Annotated in this window: 16 protein-coding genes; 11 read left to right on the forward strand and 5 right to left on the reverse strand. The window is 54.7% G+C overall.

Translation table 11 applies throughout. The features are described 5' to 3' along the window. Nucleotide 1: 1 nt before the first annotated feature. The 9 genes from BWI95_RS04455 (at nucleotide 2) to BWI95_RS04495 (ending at nucleotide 6,483) form a co-directional block, all read left to right on the forward strand. Entirely contained in the window at nucleotides 2–430 is a 429-nt protein-coding gene (locus tag BWI95_RS04455; RefSeq protein WP_076769066.1) for a tail fiber assembly protein, read from the forward strand. A 129-nt stretch (nucleotides 431–559) separates the two neighbouring features. Beyond that, nucleotides 560–1,741, forward strand: a complete 1,182-nt coding sequence (locus BWI95_RS04460) for a phage tail sheath protein (protein ID WP_054804239.1) — start codon at nucleotides 560–562, stop codon at nucleotides 1,739–1,741. Nucleotides 1,742–1,752: 11 nt separating this feature from the next. After that, a complete protein-coding gene (locus BWI95_RS04465) occupies nucleotides 1,753–2,271 on the forward strand; it encodes a phage major tail tube protein (protein ID WP_023480575.1) in 519 nt (172 codons plus the stop codon). Between the two features lie 62 nt (nucleotides 2,272–2,333). Further along, a complete protein-coding gene (locus tag BWI95_RS04470) occupies nucleotides 2,334–2,615 on the forward strand; it encodes a phage tail assembly protein (RefSeq protein WP_042713148.1) in 282 nt (93 codons plus the stop codon). A gap of 32 nt (nucleotides 2,616–2,647) precedes the next feature. After that, complete coding sequence (locus tag BWI95_RS04475) at nucleotides 2,648–2,767, forward strand: GpE family phage tail protein (RefSeq protein ID WP_034813568.1); 120 nt, start codon at nucleotides 2,648–2,650, stop codon at nucleotides 2,765–2,767. Then, nucleotides 2,760–4,622 (forward strand): phage tail tape measure protein, encoded by a 1,863-nt coding sequence (locus BWI95_RS04480; RefSeq protein WP_076769067.1) that lies wholly within the window; start codon nucleotides 2,760–2,762, stop codon nucleotides 4,620–4,622. The genes BWI95_RS04475 and BWI95_RS04480 overlap by 8 nt, the downstream gene beginning before the upstream one ends. After that, nucleotides 4,619–5,068 carry a phage tail protein gene (locus tag BWI95_RS04485; protein WP_076769068.1) on the forward strand — a complete coding sequence of 150 codons (450 nt, stop codon included), beginning with the start codon at nucleotides 4,619–4,621 and terminating at the stop codon, nucleotides 5,066–5,068. The genes BWI95_RS04480 and BWI95_RS04485 overlap by 4 nt, the downstream gene beginning before the upstream one ends. Next, the gene (locus BWI95_RS04490; protein ID WP_076769069.1) at nucleotides 5,068–6,207 is read left to right on the forward strand and encodes a phage late control D family protein; all 1,140 of its coding nucleotides are present in this window, start codon (nucleotides 5,068–5,070) and stop codon (nucleotides 6,205–6,207) included. Before BWI95_RS04485 ends, BWI95_RS04490 begins: the two co-directional genes overlap by 1 nt. Before the next feature lie 81 nt (nucleotides 6,208–6,288). Next, the gene (locus tag BWI95_RS04495; protein ID WP_054804241.1) at nucleotides 6,289–6,483 is read left to right on the forward strand and encodes an ogr/Delta-like zinc finger family protein; all 195 of its coding nucleotides are present in this window, start codon (nucleotides 6,289–6,291) and stop codon (nucleotides 6,481–6,483) included. A gap of 159 nt (nucleotides 6,484–6,642) precedes the next feature. Here BWI95_RS04495 and rplS read toward each other — a convergent pair whose 3' ends face one another. The 5 genes from rplS to ffh all read right to left on the reverse strand — a co-directional run bounded on the left by rplS (nucleotide 6,643) and on the right by ffh (nucleotide 10,267). Next, on the reverse strand, nucleotides 6,643–6,990 hold the full coding sequence (rplS, locus tag BWI95_RS04500) for a 50S ribosomal protein L19 (protein WP_006178051.1): 348 nt from the start codon (nucleotides 6,988–6,990) through the stop codon (nucleotides 6,643–6,645). A 41-nt stretch (nucleotides 6,991–7,031) separates the two neighbouring features. After that, the gene (gene trmD, locus BWI95_RS04505) at nucleotides 7,032–7,802 is read right to left on the reverse strand and encodes a tRNA (guanosine(37)-N1)-methyltransferase TrmD (protein ID WP_023480607.1); all 771 of its coding nucleotides are present in this window, start codon (nucleotides 7,800–7,802) and stop codon (nucleotides 7,032–7,034) included. 30 nt (nucleotides 7,803–7,832) lie between these two features. Continuing rightward, complete coding sequence (gene rimM, locus BWI95_RS04510) at nucleotides 7,833–8,381, reverse strand: ribosome maturation factor RimM (protein ID WP_076769070.1); 549 nt, start codon at nucleotides 8,379–8,381, stop codon at nucleotides 7,833–7,835. 18 nt (nucleotides 8,382–8,399) lie between these two features. After that, entirely contained in the window at nucleotides 8,400–8,648 is a 249-nt protein-coding gene (gene rpsP / locus BWI95_RS04515) for a 30S ribosomal protein S16 (protein ID WP_023480584.1), read from the reverse strand. 257 nt (nucleotides 8,649–8,905) lie between these two features. Then, a complete protein-coding gene (gene ffh, locus BWI95_RS04520; protein ID WP_023480583.1) occupies nucleotides 8,906–10,267 on the reverse strand; it encodes a signal recognition particle protein in 1,362 nt (453 codons plus the stop codon). Nucleotides 10,268–10,435: 168 nt separating this feature from the next. Between ffh and BWI95_RS04525 the strand changes: the two genes are divergently transcribed. Together BWI95_RS04525 and BWI95_RS04530 are read left to right on the forward strand one after the other, a co-directional pair. Continuing rightward, nucleotides 10,436–11,224, forward strand: a complete 789-nt coding sequence (locus BWI95_RS04525) for a cytochrome C assembly family protein (RefSeq protein ID WP_023480617.1) — start codon at nucleotides 10,436–10,438, stop codon at nucleotides 11,222–11,224. A gap of 16 nt (nucleotides 11,225–11,240) precedes the next feature. Next, on the forward strand, nucleotides 11,241–12,527 hold the full coding sequence (locus tag BWI95_RS04530) for an HlyC/CorC family transporter (RefSeq protein WP_076769071.1): 1,287 nt from the start codon (nucleotides 11,241–11,243) through the stop codon (nucleotides 12,525–12,527).

The following is a 12,527-nucleotide window of genomic DNA, read 5'->3' on the forward strand; positions in this document are numbered from 1 at the left end:
TATGATCTATTTTTACAGTGCCAAAAATAATGCTTTCTATCCGCAAGAATTAAAAGAGGCGTATCAACGCGCCGGCACATGGCCTGACGACCTGGTTGAAATTCCGGAGGAGGAGTATCAGCCTATTATCCTGGCGCAATCGTTCGGAAAAGTGATCGCCGCAGACAATAACGGCTTCCCCGTACTGAAAGAGCCGGTTATTAACTGGCAGGGAAAAGCGAAGTCAGACCTTAAGAATCGGATTCTGGACGTTAACAGCATTGTTAGTGACTGGAAAGCGGAACTGCAGCTCGGCACCCTCAGTGAAGAGAATAAGGCGAAGCTTATAAGCTGGCTGGAGTATACCAATAAACTGAAAGCGCTTGATGTTAGTGATGTGACGACTGAGGATCATTACAAAAATATCGACTGGCCGGCAAAGCCAGCATAAATCAAACGGGCTGCGGCCCGTTTTTTTAATTTCCGCTGTTGTATCAGCCTCTCTCCAACCCGGACAAATAGCGCGCCGCGACGCCACACTCGAAAATAGCACTCACCCCAACACCACGGAGTTAAACGGATGAGTGATTATCATCATGGCGTTCAGGTCGTCGAAATCAACGATGGCACGCGCGTCATTTCCACAGTCTCAACGGCCATTGTCGGCATGGTTTGTACCGCCAGCGATGCAGACGCAGGGATGTTCCCCCTCAATGAACCGGTTCTGATCACTAACGTGCAGAGCGCAATTGCCAAAGCGGGCAAGCAAGGCACGCTGGCGGCTTCGCTGCAGGCGATTGCCGACCAGGCGAAACCGGTGATTGTTGTTGTTCGTGTTGCCGAAGGCAGCGGTGAGGATGCGCAGGCGCAGACCCTCTCCAACATCATCGGCACCACCGACGAAAACGGTAAATATACCGGCCTGAAAGCGCTGCTGACCGCCGAAGCGGTGACCGGCGTGAAACCGCGCATTCTTGGCGTACCAGGTCTCGATAGCCTCGAAGTCGCTACCGCGCTGGCACCGATCTGCCAGAAGCTGCGCGCCTTTGGTTATGTCAGCGCCTGGGGCTGTAAAACCATTTCTGAAGCGATCAAGTATCGCGAAAACTTCAGCCAGCGCGAACTGATGGTCATTTGGCCGGATTTCCTCGCCTGGGATACCGCCAGCAACAGCTCTTCTGTCGCTTACTCAACGGCTCGCGCGCTGGGCATGCGTGCGGCGATCGACCAGTCCGCCGGCTGGCATAAAACCCTCTCCAATGTCGGCGTCAATGGCGTTACCGGCATCAGCACCCCGGTGTTCTGGGATCTGCAGGAGTCGGGCACCGATGCCGATCTGCTGAACGAAGCGGGCGTCACCACGCTGATTCGCAAAGATGGCTTCCGTTTCTGGGGCAACCGCACCTGCTCCGACGATCCGCTGTTCCTGTTTGAAAACTACACCCGTACCGCGCAGGTGATTGCCGACACCATGGCTGATGCGCATATGTGGGCGGTGGACAAACCGATCACCGCATCGCTGATTCGCGACATCATCGACGGCATCAATGCCAAATTCCGCGAGCTGAAAAGCAATGGCTACATCATCGATGCCACCTGCTGGTTCGATGAAGAGGCTAACGACGCCGCATCGCTGAAGGCGGGCAAGCTCTATATCGATTACGACTATACGCCGGTGCCGCCTCTGGAAAACCTGACCCTGCGCCAGCGCATCACGGATAAGTATCTGGCGAACCTGGTCTCCTCAGTTAACAGCAAGTAAGGAACAGATAGATGGCAATGCCGCGAAAACTTAAATATATGAACGTGTTCCTCAATGGCTTTAGCTATCAGGGGATCGCCAAATCCATCACGCTGCCGAAGCTGACCCGCAAGCTGGAGAACTACCGTGGCGCAGGCATGAACGGCGTAGCACCGATTGATATGGGTCTCGATGACGAAGCCCTGTCGATGGAGTGGTCGCTGGGCGGCTTCCCTGATGCCGCCATCTGGGAACTCTATGGTGCCACCACCGCGGATGCGGTTCCGATTCGCTTTGCCGGCTCCTACCAGCGCGACGACACCGGCGAGACGGTTGCTGTTGAAGTGGTAATGCGTGGTCGTCAGAAAGAGATCGACACCGGCGAGAACAAACCGGGCGAAGATACCGAGTCCAAAATCTCCGTGGTCTGCAGCTACTTCAAGCTGACGATGGATGGCAAGGAGCTGGTGGAAATCGACACCGTCAACATGGTGGAGAAAGTGAACGGCGTCGATCGCCTTGAGCAGCACCGCCGTAACATCGGCCTGTAATAACCGCCCGGTCAGCCTGCTGGCCGGGTACCTTTTCCCGCGAAGAAGAGAGTGAGGATGCCATGAGCAACGAAACTGACAACGTGATTACCCTGGAAACGCCGATTAAGCGCGGTGAGCAGCTGATTAACAGCGTGACGCTGATGAAACCCAACGCCGGTACGCTGCGCGGATTGAGCCTGGCGTCGGTGGCGAATGCCGATGTCGATGCGCTGATCAAAGTGCTGCCGCGCATCACCTCCCCGTCGCTGACGGAGCAGGAAGTGGGCGCCCTCGACCTGGTCGATATGGTCGCGCTGGCGGGCAAGGTGGTCGGTTTTTTGTCACCGGCTTCGGCACAGTAACTTTTCCGGCCTCTCTGTCGGTTGACGATCTGATGGCGGATATCGCGGTGATCTTTCACTGGCCGCCGTCAGAACTCTACCCCCTGAGCCTGACAGAACTCATCACCTGGCGCGAGAAAGCGCTACAGCGAAGCGGAAACAGATATGAGTAACAGCGCAAAATTAGAGGAATTGCTCACGGCTGTTGATCAGGCGACGCGCCCGTTTCAATCGTTGCAGACAGAGAGTCTCTCTCTGTCTGACAGCGTGAAAGGAACGGAGAAAAACCTGCGCGGCTTGTACACCCAGCTTGCGCAGGTCGACGACATCATGCGCGCGGAAAAAGCCCTTGCCTCCGTCAATGCGCAGTTGAGCGACATCAAACAGAACAGGCAAAATGCCGCCAACGGCACAGCAGCGCCAGCGATTATCGATCCCTGGAGCGGAAAACCTAAGTCGGAGACAGCGCTCAAAAAGGAACGTCTTACCCTGCGCAGAACGATCAAAGCTAATAAGACCTCCCTGAAGACAGCCGGTATTGAGGCGAGAACGCCGTTATCCGCACGACTCCAGCTCAATAGCCGTATCAGCGATGAGTCGGCACAGTTGATCACCCAGCGCCAGGCGCTCAAACAGGAGCAGCACCAGAAGCGCCAGTTGCGTGCGGCAAAAATCCAGGCCGTGCAGCAGCGCATTCTGGGTGCGGGCGAAAAGGTCTCCGCCATTGGCGAGAGAGGCAAGTCGATTGCCACCACCGGCTTTGAACTCGGCAAAAAAATTATGCAGCCGGGCTATGAAGCGTCGCTGAAAAACAGCCCGCTTGCGCCGGCTGCGGCGTCCGATAACGCAGAGCCCGGTGCACAGAACAGTACCCCCGCCTCCGGAACAGCGGTCGCTACGCTGCAAAACGGCTCGGGAACAGCCGTTGCTACCCTGCAAAACAGTACCGGTGCTCCGGGAACGGCGGTCGCAGCATTGCAGAATAGCGCTGCCGGCCCCGCCGCGGCGATGCAGGGCAGTGTCGGCAACCTGGGTACCGATCTTGAGGCGCTGCAGGCGGCTTATCAGTCCCTGAGCGTTGATATTTTCAGTACCCAGGAGTCATCCCTGCGCTCGCTGGTGCAGACTGCGACCCGCTACGTCGGGAAGTTGCAAGAGTGGGTGCAAAACAACCAGGGGCTGGTGCAGAGCTTTGGGCTTATTGATACGGTCGTGGTGGGCATTGCAGGCGCTGTCGGCACCGTAGCGGGCGTTATCGCGCCGGTGTTCACCGGCATCAGCACGCTTATCACCATCGCGACGACGCTCGGCAGCGTATTTACCACTATTTTCGGCGGGATAGCGGCAGTGATTGGCTCACTCACGCTACCGATTGTCGCCACTATTGCCGGCATCGCGGCAGCTGCGCTGCTGATATATAAGTACTGGGAGCCGGTTAGCGCCTTCTTTGGCGGTGTCATTGAAGGCATCAAAACGGCGTTTGCCCCCATCGCCGAGTTGTTTGCGCCGTTCCAGCCGCTTTTCGAAGGTATCGGCCAGGTGATAAGTAACATTGCAGGGTGGTTCGGCGATCTGCTCACCCCCGTCAAATCCAGCCAGCAAACCCTTGAGAGCTTCGGTAACGCCGGAAAGATTTTCGGTCAACTGCTGGTTGAGGCACTGACACTGCCTTTCAAACCGCTAAAACTGCTGATCGAGGGCGTCACCTGGTTGCTGGATAAGCTTGGCGTTATTAACAAACAATCCGCTGATGCCAGCCCGGATAAGCAAACCCAACCGACCACTGGCGGTGCAGCGTTTGGCATGGTGCAACCTCCACGCTTAGACAATTATCAGGCGGCGCGCCCTGCGACCGGCGGATCCTATGTCGATCAAAGCAAGAGCGAATACAACATCACTCTGCAGGGAGATATGTCATCCGGCGGCGATGGCACGCGCCAGTTAAGAGATCTGCTGGCGCAGCACGAGCAGGAGAAACGCACTAACTCCCTTTCACAATTCAGCGCGGCAGGAGGATTTGCCTCATGATGCTGGCACTTGGGCTTTTTGTATTTATGCGGCAGACGCTGCCCTATCAAACCATGCAACGCGATAGCACCTTCAGATGGCCCAGCAACGCGCGCATGGGTAAACGCAACGCCTTTCAGTACACCGGGCCGGAAAACGACACCATCACTATCAGTGGCGAACTCTTCCCGGAGATTACCGGCGGCACGCTGTCACTTTCGGCGGTACGTCTGATGGCGGAACAGGGCAAAGCCTGGCCGCTGATTGATGGTACGGGCATGATTTACGGGATGTTTGTGATTAATAGCGTCAGCGAAACCGGCACCCTTTTTTACCCGGACGGATCACCGCGCAAAATCAACTTCACCTTGAAGCTGACCCGCGTCGATGAGTCGCTGAAAGCGATGTTTGGCGATATTTATGACCAGGGTAAGCAGCTGGCGACCAACATGCTGGAGAGGTTCTGATGCTTAATGCATTCACAAACGGCTTAGCACGGGTAAAAACGCCGGCATTTTCATTAAAGCTCGGGAAGAAGGATATTACGGGCAATATTCAGTCCCGGTTGATTGCCCTGACGGTGACGGATAACCGGGGGTTCGAAGCGGATACGCTTACGCTGACACTTGATGATGCTGACGGGCAAATCGAGATGCCAGAGCGGAGCAATGTCATCACGCTGGCCATCGGCTGGCAGGGTGCTGCGCTGACTGAAATGGGCTCCTTTATTGTCGACCAGGTCAGCCACAAAGGCACACCGGATCAGGTTAGCGTCACCGCTAAAAGCGCAGATTTTCGCGGCAGCCTGAACAGCCCACAGGATAGCTCCTGGCATGATACGACGCTCGGCGCCATCGTTGAGGAGATTGCTAAACGTAATAAGCTGGACACCAGTCTGCCACCCTCGCTGGCGCAGATTAAGATTGCGCATATCGATCAGTCGAATGAGTCCGACGCAAACTTTCTGACGCGCCTGGCGCGGCGTAACGGTGCCGAGATCGCCGTCAAATCGGGCAAACTGTTTTTCATCGTCCCGGGCATGTGCGTAGTAGGCGGCGAAACAATGCCCTCCGCCACGATAGCCCGTAGCGATGGCGACAGCCATGATTTCTCGGTTGCCGATCGCATCAACTACTCTGGCGTCACGGCGCATTGGCAAGATACCGCCATGCCAAAAAACCAGAACACGATTCAGCTACAGAGAACATCATCGCAACAGAAGGTCACGCCGATTTCCCATCCGCAGGCGGTCAGTAGCCAGGCAGCCTCAAATGGGAAAAGCGAGCCGACAGACTACACAGCAGGCTCAAAAGAAAACGTTCTGATTCTCTCCACCACGTTCGCGAATAAAGAGGAGGCGAAGCTGGCAGCTGAAGCCCAATGGAGCGAGATCCAGCGCAACGCGGCGAAATTTTCAATTACCCTTGCGCAGGGCAGAGCAGACCTGCGTCCCGAAACGCCGGTGATAGTGACTGGGTTCAAAAATGTGATTAACGCCAGGATGTGGGTCGTCAAAAAAGTGACCCATACCATGAACACGCAGGGTTTTGTCAGCAGTGTGGAGCTGGAGGTTCGCATTAATAATGTTGAGTATGATGCAAAATAAAAATCACAAATGCATTAATTAACTTGTATTTGCAAGATTGGAGGCTATCATAGCTAGCATAAACACGAAGGAGACCCCATTATGATGCATTGCCCGGTATGCCAGCAGGCGGCGCATGCGCGCTCCAGCCGCTACCTCAGTACCGAAACCAAAGAGCGTTATCACCAGTGCCAGAACGTTGAGTGTGGTTGTACGTTTGTCACCCATGAATCGCTGGCACGCTATATTGTCCGGCCTGTGGCAGCGCCCACCGCTTCGCCTGCCAGCCTGCGCTAACGTCGCACCTCATTAAGCCTGCATCCGCAGGCTTTTTTTATGCCTGTAGATCGCCCGTTTTTCTGCCGCCACTCTGCCGCCACAGACAATAAAAAAGGGGTTAGCATTACGCTAACCCCTTGTTCTATAACACGCTTTGGATGTAGCGCGTGCGCTATCTTAGTTAAGACGCTCTTTAATACGAGCAGACTTACCGGTGCGCTCACGCAGGTAGTACAGTTTAGCTTTACGTACAGCACCACGACGTTTAACAGCAATGCTGTCAACTACCGGAGAGTGAGTCTGGAAGACACGCTCAACGCCTTCGCCGTTGGAAATTTTGCGAACAGTGAATGCAGAGTGCAGACCGCGGTTACGAATAGCGATAACCACGCCCTCGAATGCCTGCAGACGTTTTTTGGAACCTTCAACAACCCATACTTTCACTTCCACGGTGTCACCCGGACGGAAGGAAGGTACGTCCTGCTTCATCTGCTCTTGTTCAATTTGCTTAATGATGTTGCTCATAATTTAATCTCTTATCCTGGGTAAACTGATATTTGGAGGGCTTAAGCCATCCCATCATGTTTCTGTTGCTGCTGTTGTGCGTGTTCGCTTTTGAACTCCGCCAGCAACCTTGCTTGCTCTTCAGTCAGAGCCAGGTTTTCCAGAAGTTCAGGTCTTCTAAGCCAGGTGCGGCCCAGCGACTGCTTCAGACGCCAGCGACGTATCTCGGCATGATTTCCCGACAGCAAAACCGCCGGTACTTCCATCCCTTCTAACACTTCAGGACGAGTATAGTGCGGGCAGTCCAGCAATCCATCAGCAAAGGAGTCTTCCGTTGCTGAAGCTTCGTGGCCCAGTACCCCCGGAATAAACCGGGAAACCGAGTCAATCAGCGTCATTGCTGGCAGCTCACCGCCGCTGAGCACGTAATCACCAATAGACCACTCTTCATCAATCTCGGTCTGGATTACCCGCTCATCTATCCCTTCGTAGCGACCGCACACCAGAATCAGTTTCTGATTGGTAGCCAGTTCGCTCACGCCCGCTTGATCAAGCTTGCGTCCCTGAGGCGAAAGATAAATCACCTTCGCGCCTTCGCCCGCCGCGGCTTTCGCTGCGTGAATGGCGTCCCGTAAAGGGTTCACCATCATTAGCATTCCCGGTCCGCCGCCGTAAGGACGTTCGTCCACGGTACGGTGCCGGTCATGAGCGAAGTCACGTGGACTCCAGCTCTCAATGCTCAGCAGGCCTTTTTTTACTGCCCGGCCAGTTACCCCGTAGTCGGTAATCGCGCGGAACATTTCAGGAAACAGGCTAATTATGCCAATCCACATAGCGCCGTCTTTTACCGTATATCCGGAGGTTTAAAAACCAGGATCCCAATCTACTTCAATGGTTTGAGTAGTGAGATCGACTTTCTTGATAACCTGCCCATCGAGGAACGGAACCAACCGCTCCTTGATACCGAACGCATCTTTCAGGTTTGCCTTGATGACGAGAACGTCATTCGACCCGGTTTCCATCATATCGATGACTTTACCGAGGCTGTAACCTTCAGTAGTCACTACCTGGCAACCCATAAGGTCTTTCCAGTAGTAGTCACCCTCTTCCAGTTGCGGCAACTGCGCGGAATCAACGAGAATTTCGCAATTCGTCAGAAGATTCGCGGCATCGCGATCGTCAACGCCTTTCAGCTTGATGACGATATCCTGATTGTGGTAGCGCCAGCTTTCCAGCTCAATGCTCTGCCACTGACCCGCCTTCTGGATAAACCAGGGCTGATAGTCAAAAATGCTTTCGGCGTCTTCGGTGGAGGAAAACACTCTGAGCCAACCACGAATTCCGTAAGAAGATCCCAGTTTGCCAACAATAATTGGCTCAGCAGGGGCCGATGCGGTTTGTTGCTTGCTCATCATGACCACCGTGACAGATTAAGCTGCTTTCTTTGCTTCTTTGATCAGCGCGGAAACGCGATCGGAAACGGTAGCGCCCTGGCCAACCCAATGTGCGATACGATCCAGATCCAGGCGAGTGCCTTCTTCTTTATCAGACGCGATCGGGTTGAAGAAACCAACGCGCTCAATGAAGCGACCGTTGCGTGCATTACGGCTGTCAGTAACAACAACCTGGTAGAACGGACGCTTTTTAGCGCCGTGACGAGCTAAACGAATAGTTACCATAACATCCTCTTGTGTGAATAAAACACCCGGCCCCATCGAGGAACGGAGCCTGGTATCATATTAAAAGCCCGAAAATTTTACTGATTTTGGGGGGAATTGCAATCAAGATAAAGCAAACAGGGGAAATAAGGCGTATGTCGGTGCAGCCAGTTTGGTTCCGGCGTGCGCGCAGAAAGCGGAGCGTACACGTAGTACGTGAGCATTTCGAGCACACCCCGGGGCCAAAATGGCAAACAAGATAGCCTTATACCCTTGTTTTAGCGGCCAGGGAAACCGGGGGGCATCATCCCTTTCATCCCGCGCATCATCTTCGCCATCCCGCCCTTCTTCATCTTCTTCATCATGCGTTGCATGTCGTCGAACTGTTTAAGCAGACGGTTTACATCCTGCACCTGCATACCGCAGCCTGCAGCGATGCGGCGTTTGCGCGAGCCTTTGATGATGTCCGGGTTGGCGCGCTCTTTGAAGGTCATCGAGTTGATGATCGCTTCCATACGCACCAGCACTTTGTCATCCATCTGCGCTTTAACGTTATCGGGGATCTGGCCCATGCCCGGCAGCTTGCCCATCAGGCTCGCCATACCGCCCATGTTTTTCATCTGGCGCAGCTGCTCAAGGAAGTCGGTCAGATCGAAGCCGTCGCCTTTTTTCAGCTTGTTCGCCAGCTTCTCAGCCTGCGCACGGTCAACTTTGCTTTCGATATCTTCGATCAGCGACAGCACGTCGCCCATGCCGAGAATACGCGACGCGATACGATCCGGGTGGAACGGCTCCAGCGCTTCGGTTTTCTCACCGACGCCGAGGAATTTGATCGGCTTACCGGTGATATGGCGGATAGAGAGCGCCGCACCGCCGCGGGCATCGCCGTCCACTTTGGTCAGCACGACACCGGTCAGCGGCAGCGCTTCATTAAAGGCTTTTGCCGTGTTGGCGGCATCCTGACCGGTCATGGCGTCGACAACAAACAGCGTCTCAACGGGCTTAATCGCCGCGTGAACCTGTTTGATCTCCTCCATCATCGCTTCATCAACGTGCAGACGACCGGCGGTATCCACCAGCAGCACGTCATAAAACTTCAGCTTCGCCTCTTTCAGCGCCGCGTTAACGATGTCGACCGGCTTTTGCGCGACGTCAGAGGGGAAGAAATCGACCTCGACCTGCTGCGCCAGCGTCTCCAGCTGTTTGATCGCCGCCGGGCGGTAAACGTCCGCGGAGACGACCATCACTTTCTTCTTGTGCTTCTCGCGCAGGAACTTACCGAGCTTACCAACGCTGGTGGTTTTACCCGCACCCTGCAGGCCCGCCATCAGCACCACTGCCGGTGGCTGCGCCGCCAGGTTGAGGCTCTGATTCTCTTCGCCCATCGCGGCAACCAGTTCGTTGCGCACGATTTTGACGAACTCCTGGCCCGGGGTCAGACTCTTGTTGACTTCGTGACCAACCGCTTTCTCTTTCACGCGGTTGATAAAGTCACGCACTACCGGCAGCGCAACGTCAGCTTCCAGCAGCGCCATGCGCACTTCGCGCAGGGTCTCTTTGATGTTGTCTTCAGTGAGGCGTCCACGGCCACTGATATTGCGCAGTGAGCGCGACAAACGATCGGTTAAATTATCAAACATTGTCTCTCGCCTGAGGTGATACGATTGGCCGCCAGCGCGACGCATAACAGAAATTCGCCGCAGTATAGCATGAAGACATCGCGGCTGTATGTGATGGAACTGTTGGAGGCTGGGTCACGTAACGTTATACTGCTTCTCTTTCTCTCTTAGTCAACTGTCGACACGCCTATGCCCGTTTTTGCCCTGATCGCTCTTGTTGCCTACTCAACCAGCATTGCGCTGATTGTTCCCAGCTTGTTACAAAAAAATAGCGGCTGGCGCAAAATGGCCATCTTTTCAGCGGTGCTTGCGCTTATATTCCACGGCTTCGCGCTGAAAGAGCGCATCTTCCCTGACGATGGCGGTCAAAATCTCAGCCTGCTGAACGTCGGTTCACTGGTCAGCCTGATGATCTGTACGGTGATGACCATTGTCGCCTCGAAAAACCGCGGCTGGCTGCTGCTGCCGATTGTTTATACGTTCGCGTTAATCAATCTCGCTTTCGCCATTTTCATGCCGAATGAGTTCATCACGCATCTGGAAACCACGCCCGGCATGATGGTGCATATCGGCCTGTCGCTGTTCGCCTATGCCACCTTAATTATCGCGGCCATGTATGCGCTCCAGCTGGCGTGGATCGATTATCAGCTGAAGAATAAAAAGCTGGCTTTCAGCAATGAAATGCCGCCGCTACTGGTGATTGAACGCAAGATGTTTCATATCACCCAGGTCGGCGTGGTGCTGCTGACGCTGACGCTCTGCACCGGCCTGTTCTACATGCAAAACCTGTTCAGCATGGAAAATATCGACAAAGCGGTGCTCTCGATCATCGCCTGGTTTGTCTATATTGTCCTGCTGTGGGGCCATTATCATGAAGGCTGGCGCGGTCGCCGCGTCGTCTGGTTCAACGTCGCAGGAGCCGGTATTTTAACGCTCGCCTATTTCGGCAGCCGCGTCCTGCAACATTTCGTAAGTTAAAGCAAAGGAGTTCCCCCTGGAACACATCTCCACCACGACGCTGATTATTACGCTTATCATCATGGTCGTGGTTTCAGCCTATTTCTCCGGTTCAGAAACCGGCATGATGACCCTCAACCGCTATCGCCTGCGCCATATGGCCAAACAGGGCAACCGTGCGGCCAAACGCGTCGAAAAGCTGCTGCGTAAGCCCGATCGCCTGATTAGCCTGGTGCTGATCGGCAACAACCTGGTCAACATTCTCGCCTCGTCGCTGGCGACTATTGTCGGTATGCGCCTGTACGGCAACGCCGGGGTTGCCATCGCTACCGGTGTGCTGACCTTCGTGGTGCTGGTCTTTTCTGAAGTGCTGCCAAAAACCATCGCTGCCCTTTATCCGGAAAAGGTCGCCTTTCCCAGCAGCCTGCTGCTCGGCCCGCTGCAAATCATCATGCTACCGCTGGTGTGGCTGCTGAACGGCGTGACGCGTATTTTGATGCGTATGATTGGCATTAAAGCCGATGTGGTGGTCAGCGGCGCACTCAGTAAAGAGGAGCTGCGCACCATCGTTCACGAGTCGCGCTCGAAAATTTCCCGCCGCAATCAGGATATGCTGCTGTCGATTCTCGATCTGGAGAAGGTCAACGTTGATGACATCATGGTGCCACGCAATGAGATCGTCGGTATCGATATCAATGATGACTGGAAATCGATTGTGCGCCAGCTGACCCACTCGCCGCACGGTCGCATTGTGCTCTATCGCGACTCGCTGGATGACACCATCAGCATGCTCCGCGTGCGTGAAGCCTATCGCCTGATGACCGAGAAAAAGGAGTTCACCAAAGAAGTGATGCTGCGTGCCGCCGATGAAATTTACTATGTACCGGAAGGCACACCGCTCAGCGTTCAGCTGGTGAAATTTCAGCGTAATAAGAAGAAAGTCGGCCTGGTGGTAGATGAGTATGGCGATATTCAGGGGCTGGTGACGGTCGAAGATATTCTTGAAGAGATTGTCGGGGATTTCACCACGTCTATGTCGCCTGCGCTGGCAGATGAAGCGACGCCGCAGAACGACGGTTCGGTAATTATTGAAGGCAGCGCCAGCGTTCGCGAGCTGAACAAAGCCTTTAACTGGCGATTACCGGAAGATGAAGCGCGGACCATCAACGGCATGGTGCTTGAAGAGTTAGAAGAGATCCCGGCGGCAGGCACGCGCGTGCGCATTGAGCAGTATGATATCGATATTCTCGATGTGCAGGAGAACATGATTAAGCAGGTAAAAGTGATCCCGGTTAAAGCGCTGCGGGAGAGCGTTACAGAGTAA

The organism is Kosakonia cowanii JCM 10956 = DSM 18146 (assembly GCF_001975225.1).
In the GTDB taxonomy this organism is placed as follows: Bacteria; Pseudomonadota; Gammaproteobacteria; order Enterobacterales; family Enterobacteriaceae; genus Kosakonia; species Kosakonia cowanii.

What these genes read in the sequence shown, in the direction of transcription:
- rimM (WP_076769070.1), bottom strand. Translation starts at nt 8,381, where the DNA reads ATGAGCAAGCAACAAACCGCATCGGCCCCTGCTGAGCCAATTATTGTT.
- rpsP (WP_023480584.1), bottom strand. Translation starts at nt 8,648, where the DNA reads ATGGTAACTATTCGTTTAGCTCGTCACGGCGCTAAAAAGCGTCCGTTC.
- BWI95_RS04460 (WP_054804239.1), top strand. Translation starts at nt 560, where the DNA reads ATGAGTGATTATCATCATGGCGTTCAGGTCGTCGAAATCAACGATGGC.
- BWI95_RS04465 (WP_023480575.1), top strand. Translation starts at nt 1,753, where the DNA reads ATGGCAATGCCGCGAAAACTTAAATATATGAACGTGTTCCTCAATGGC.
- BWI95_RS04490 (WP_076769069.1), top strand. Translation starts at nt 5,068, where the DNA reads ATGCTTAATGCATTCACAAACGGCTTAGCACGGGTAAAAACGCCGGCA.
- BWI95_RS04525 (WP_023480617.1), top strand. Translation starts at nt 10,436, where the DNA reads ATGCCCGTTTTTGCCCTGATCGCTCTTGTTGCCTACTCAACCAGCATT.
- BWI95_RS04475 (WP_034813568.1), top strand. Translation starts at nt 2,648, where the DNA reads ATGGCGGATATCGCGGTGATCTTTCACTGGCCGCCGTCAGAACTCTAC.
- BWI95_RS04485 (WP_076769068.1), top strand. Translation starts at nt 4,619, where the DNA reads ATGATGCTGGCACTTGGGCTTTTTGTATTTATGCGGCAGACGCTGCCC.
- rplS (WP_006178051.1), bottom strand. Translation starts at nt 6,990, where the DNA reads ATGAGCAACATCATTAAGCAAATTGAACAAGAGCAGATGAAGCAGGAC.
- ffh (WP_023480583.1), bottom strand. Translation starts at nt 10,267, where the DNA reads ATGTTTGATAATTTAACCGATCGTTTGTCGCGCTCACTGCGCAATATC.
- BWI95_RS04480 (WP_076769067.1), top strand. Translation starts at nt 2,760, where the DNA reads ATGAGTAACAGCGCAAAATTAGAGGAATTGCTCACGGCTGTTGATCAG.
- BWI95_RS04495 (WP_054804241.1), top strand. Translation starts at nt 6,289, where the DNA reads ATGATGCATTGCCCGGTATGCCAGCAGGCGGCGCATGCGCGCTCCAGC.
- trmD (WP_023480607.1), bottom strand. Translation starts at nt 7,802, where the DNA reads ATGTGGATTGGCATAATTAGCCTGTTTCCTGAAATGTTCCGCGCGATT.
- BWI95_RS04470 (WP_042713148.1), top strand. Translation starts at nt 2,334, where the DNA reads ATGAGCAACGAAACTGACAACGTGATTACCCTGGAAACGCCGATTAAG.
- BWI95_RS04455 (WP_076769066.1), top strand. Translation starts at nt 2, where the DNA reads ATGATCTATTTTTACAGTGCCAAAAATAATGCTTTCTATCCGCAAGAA.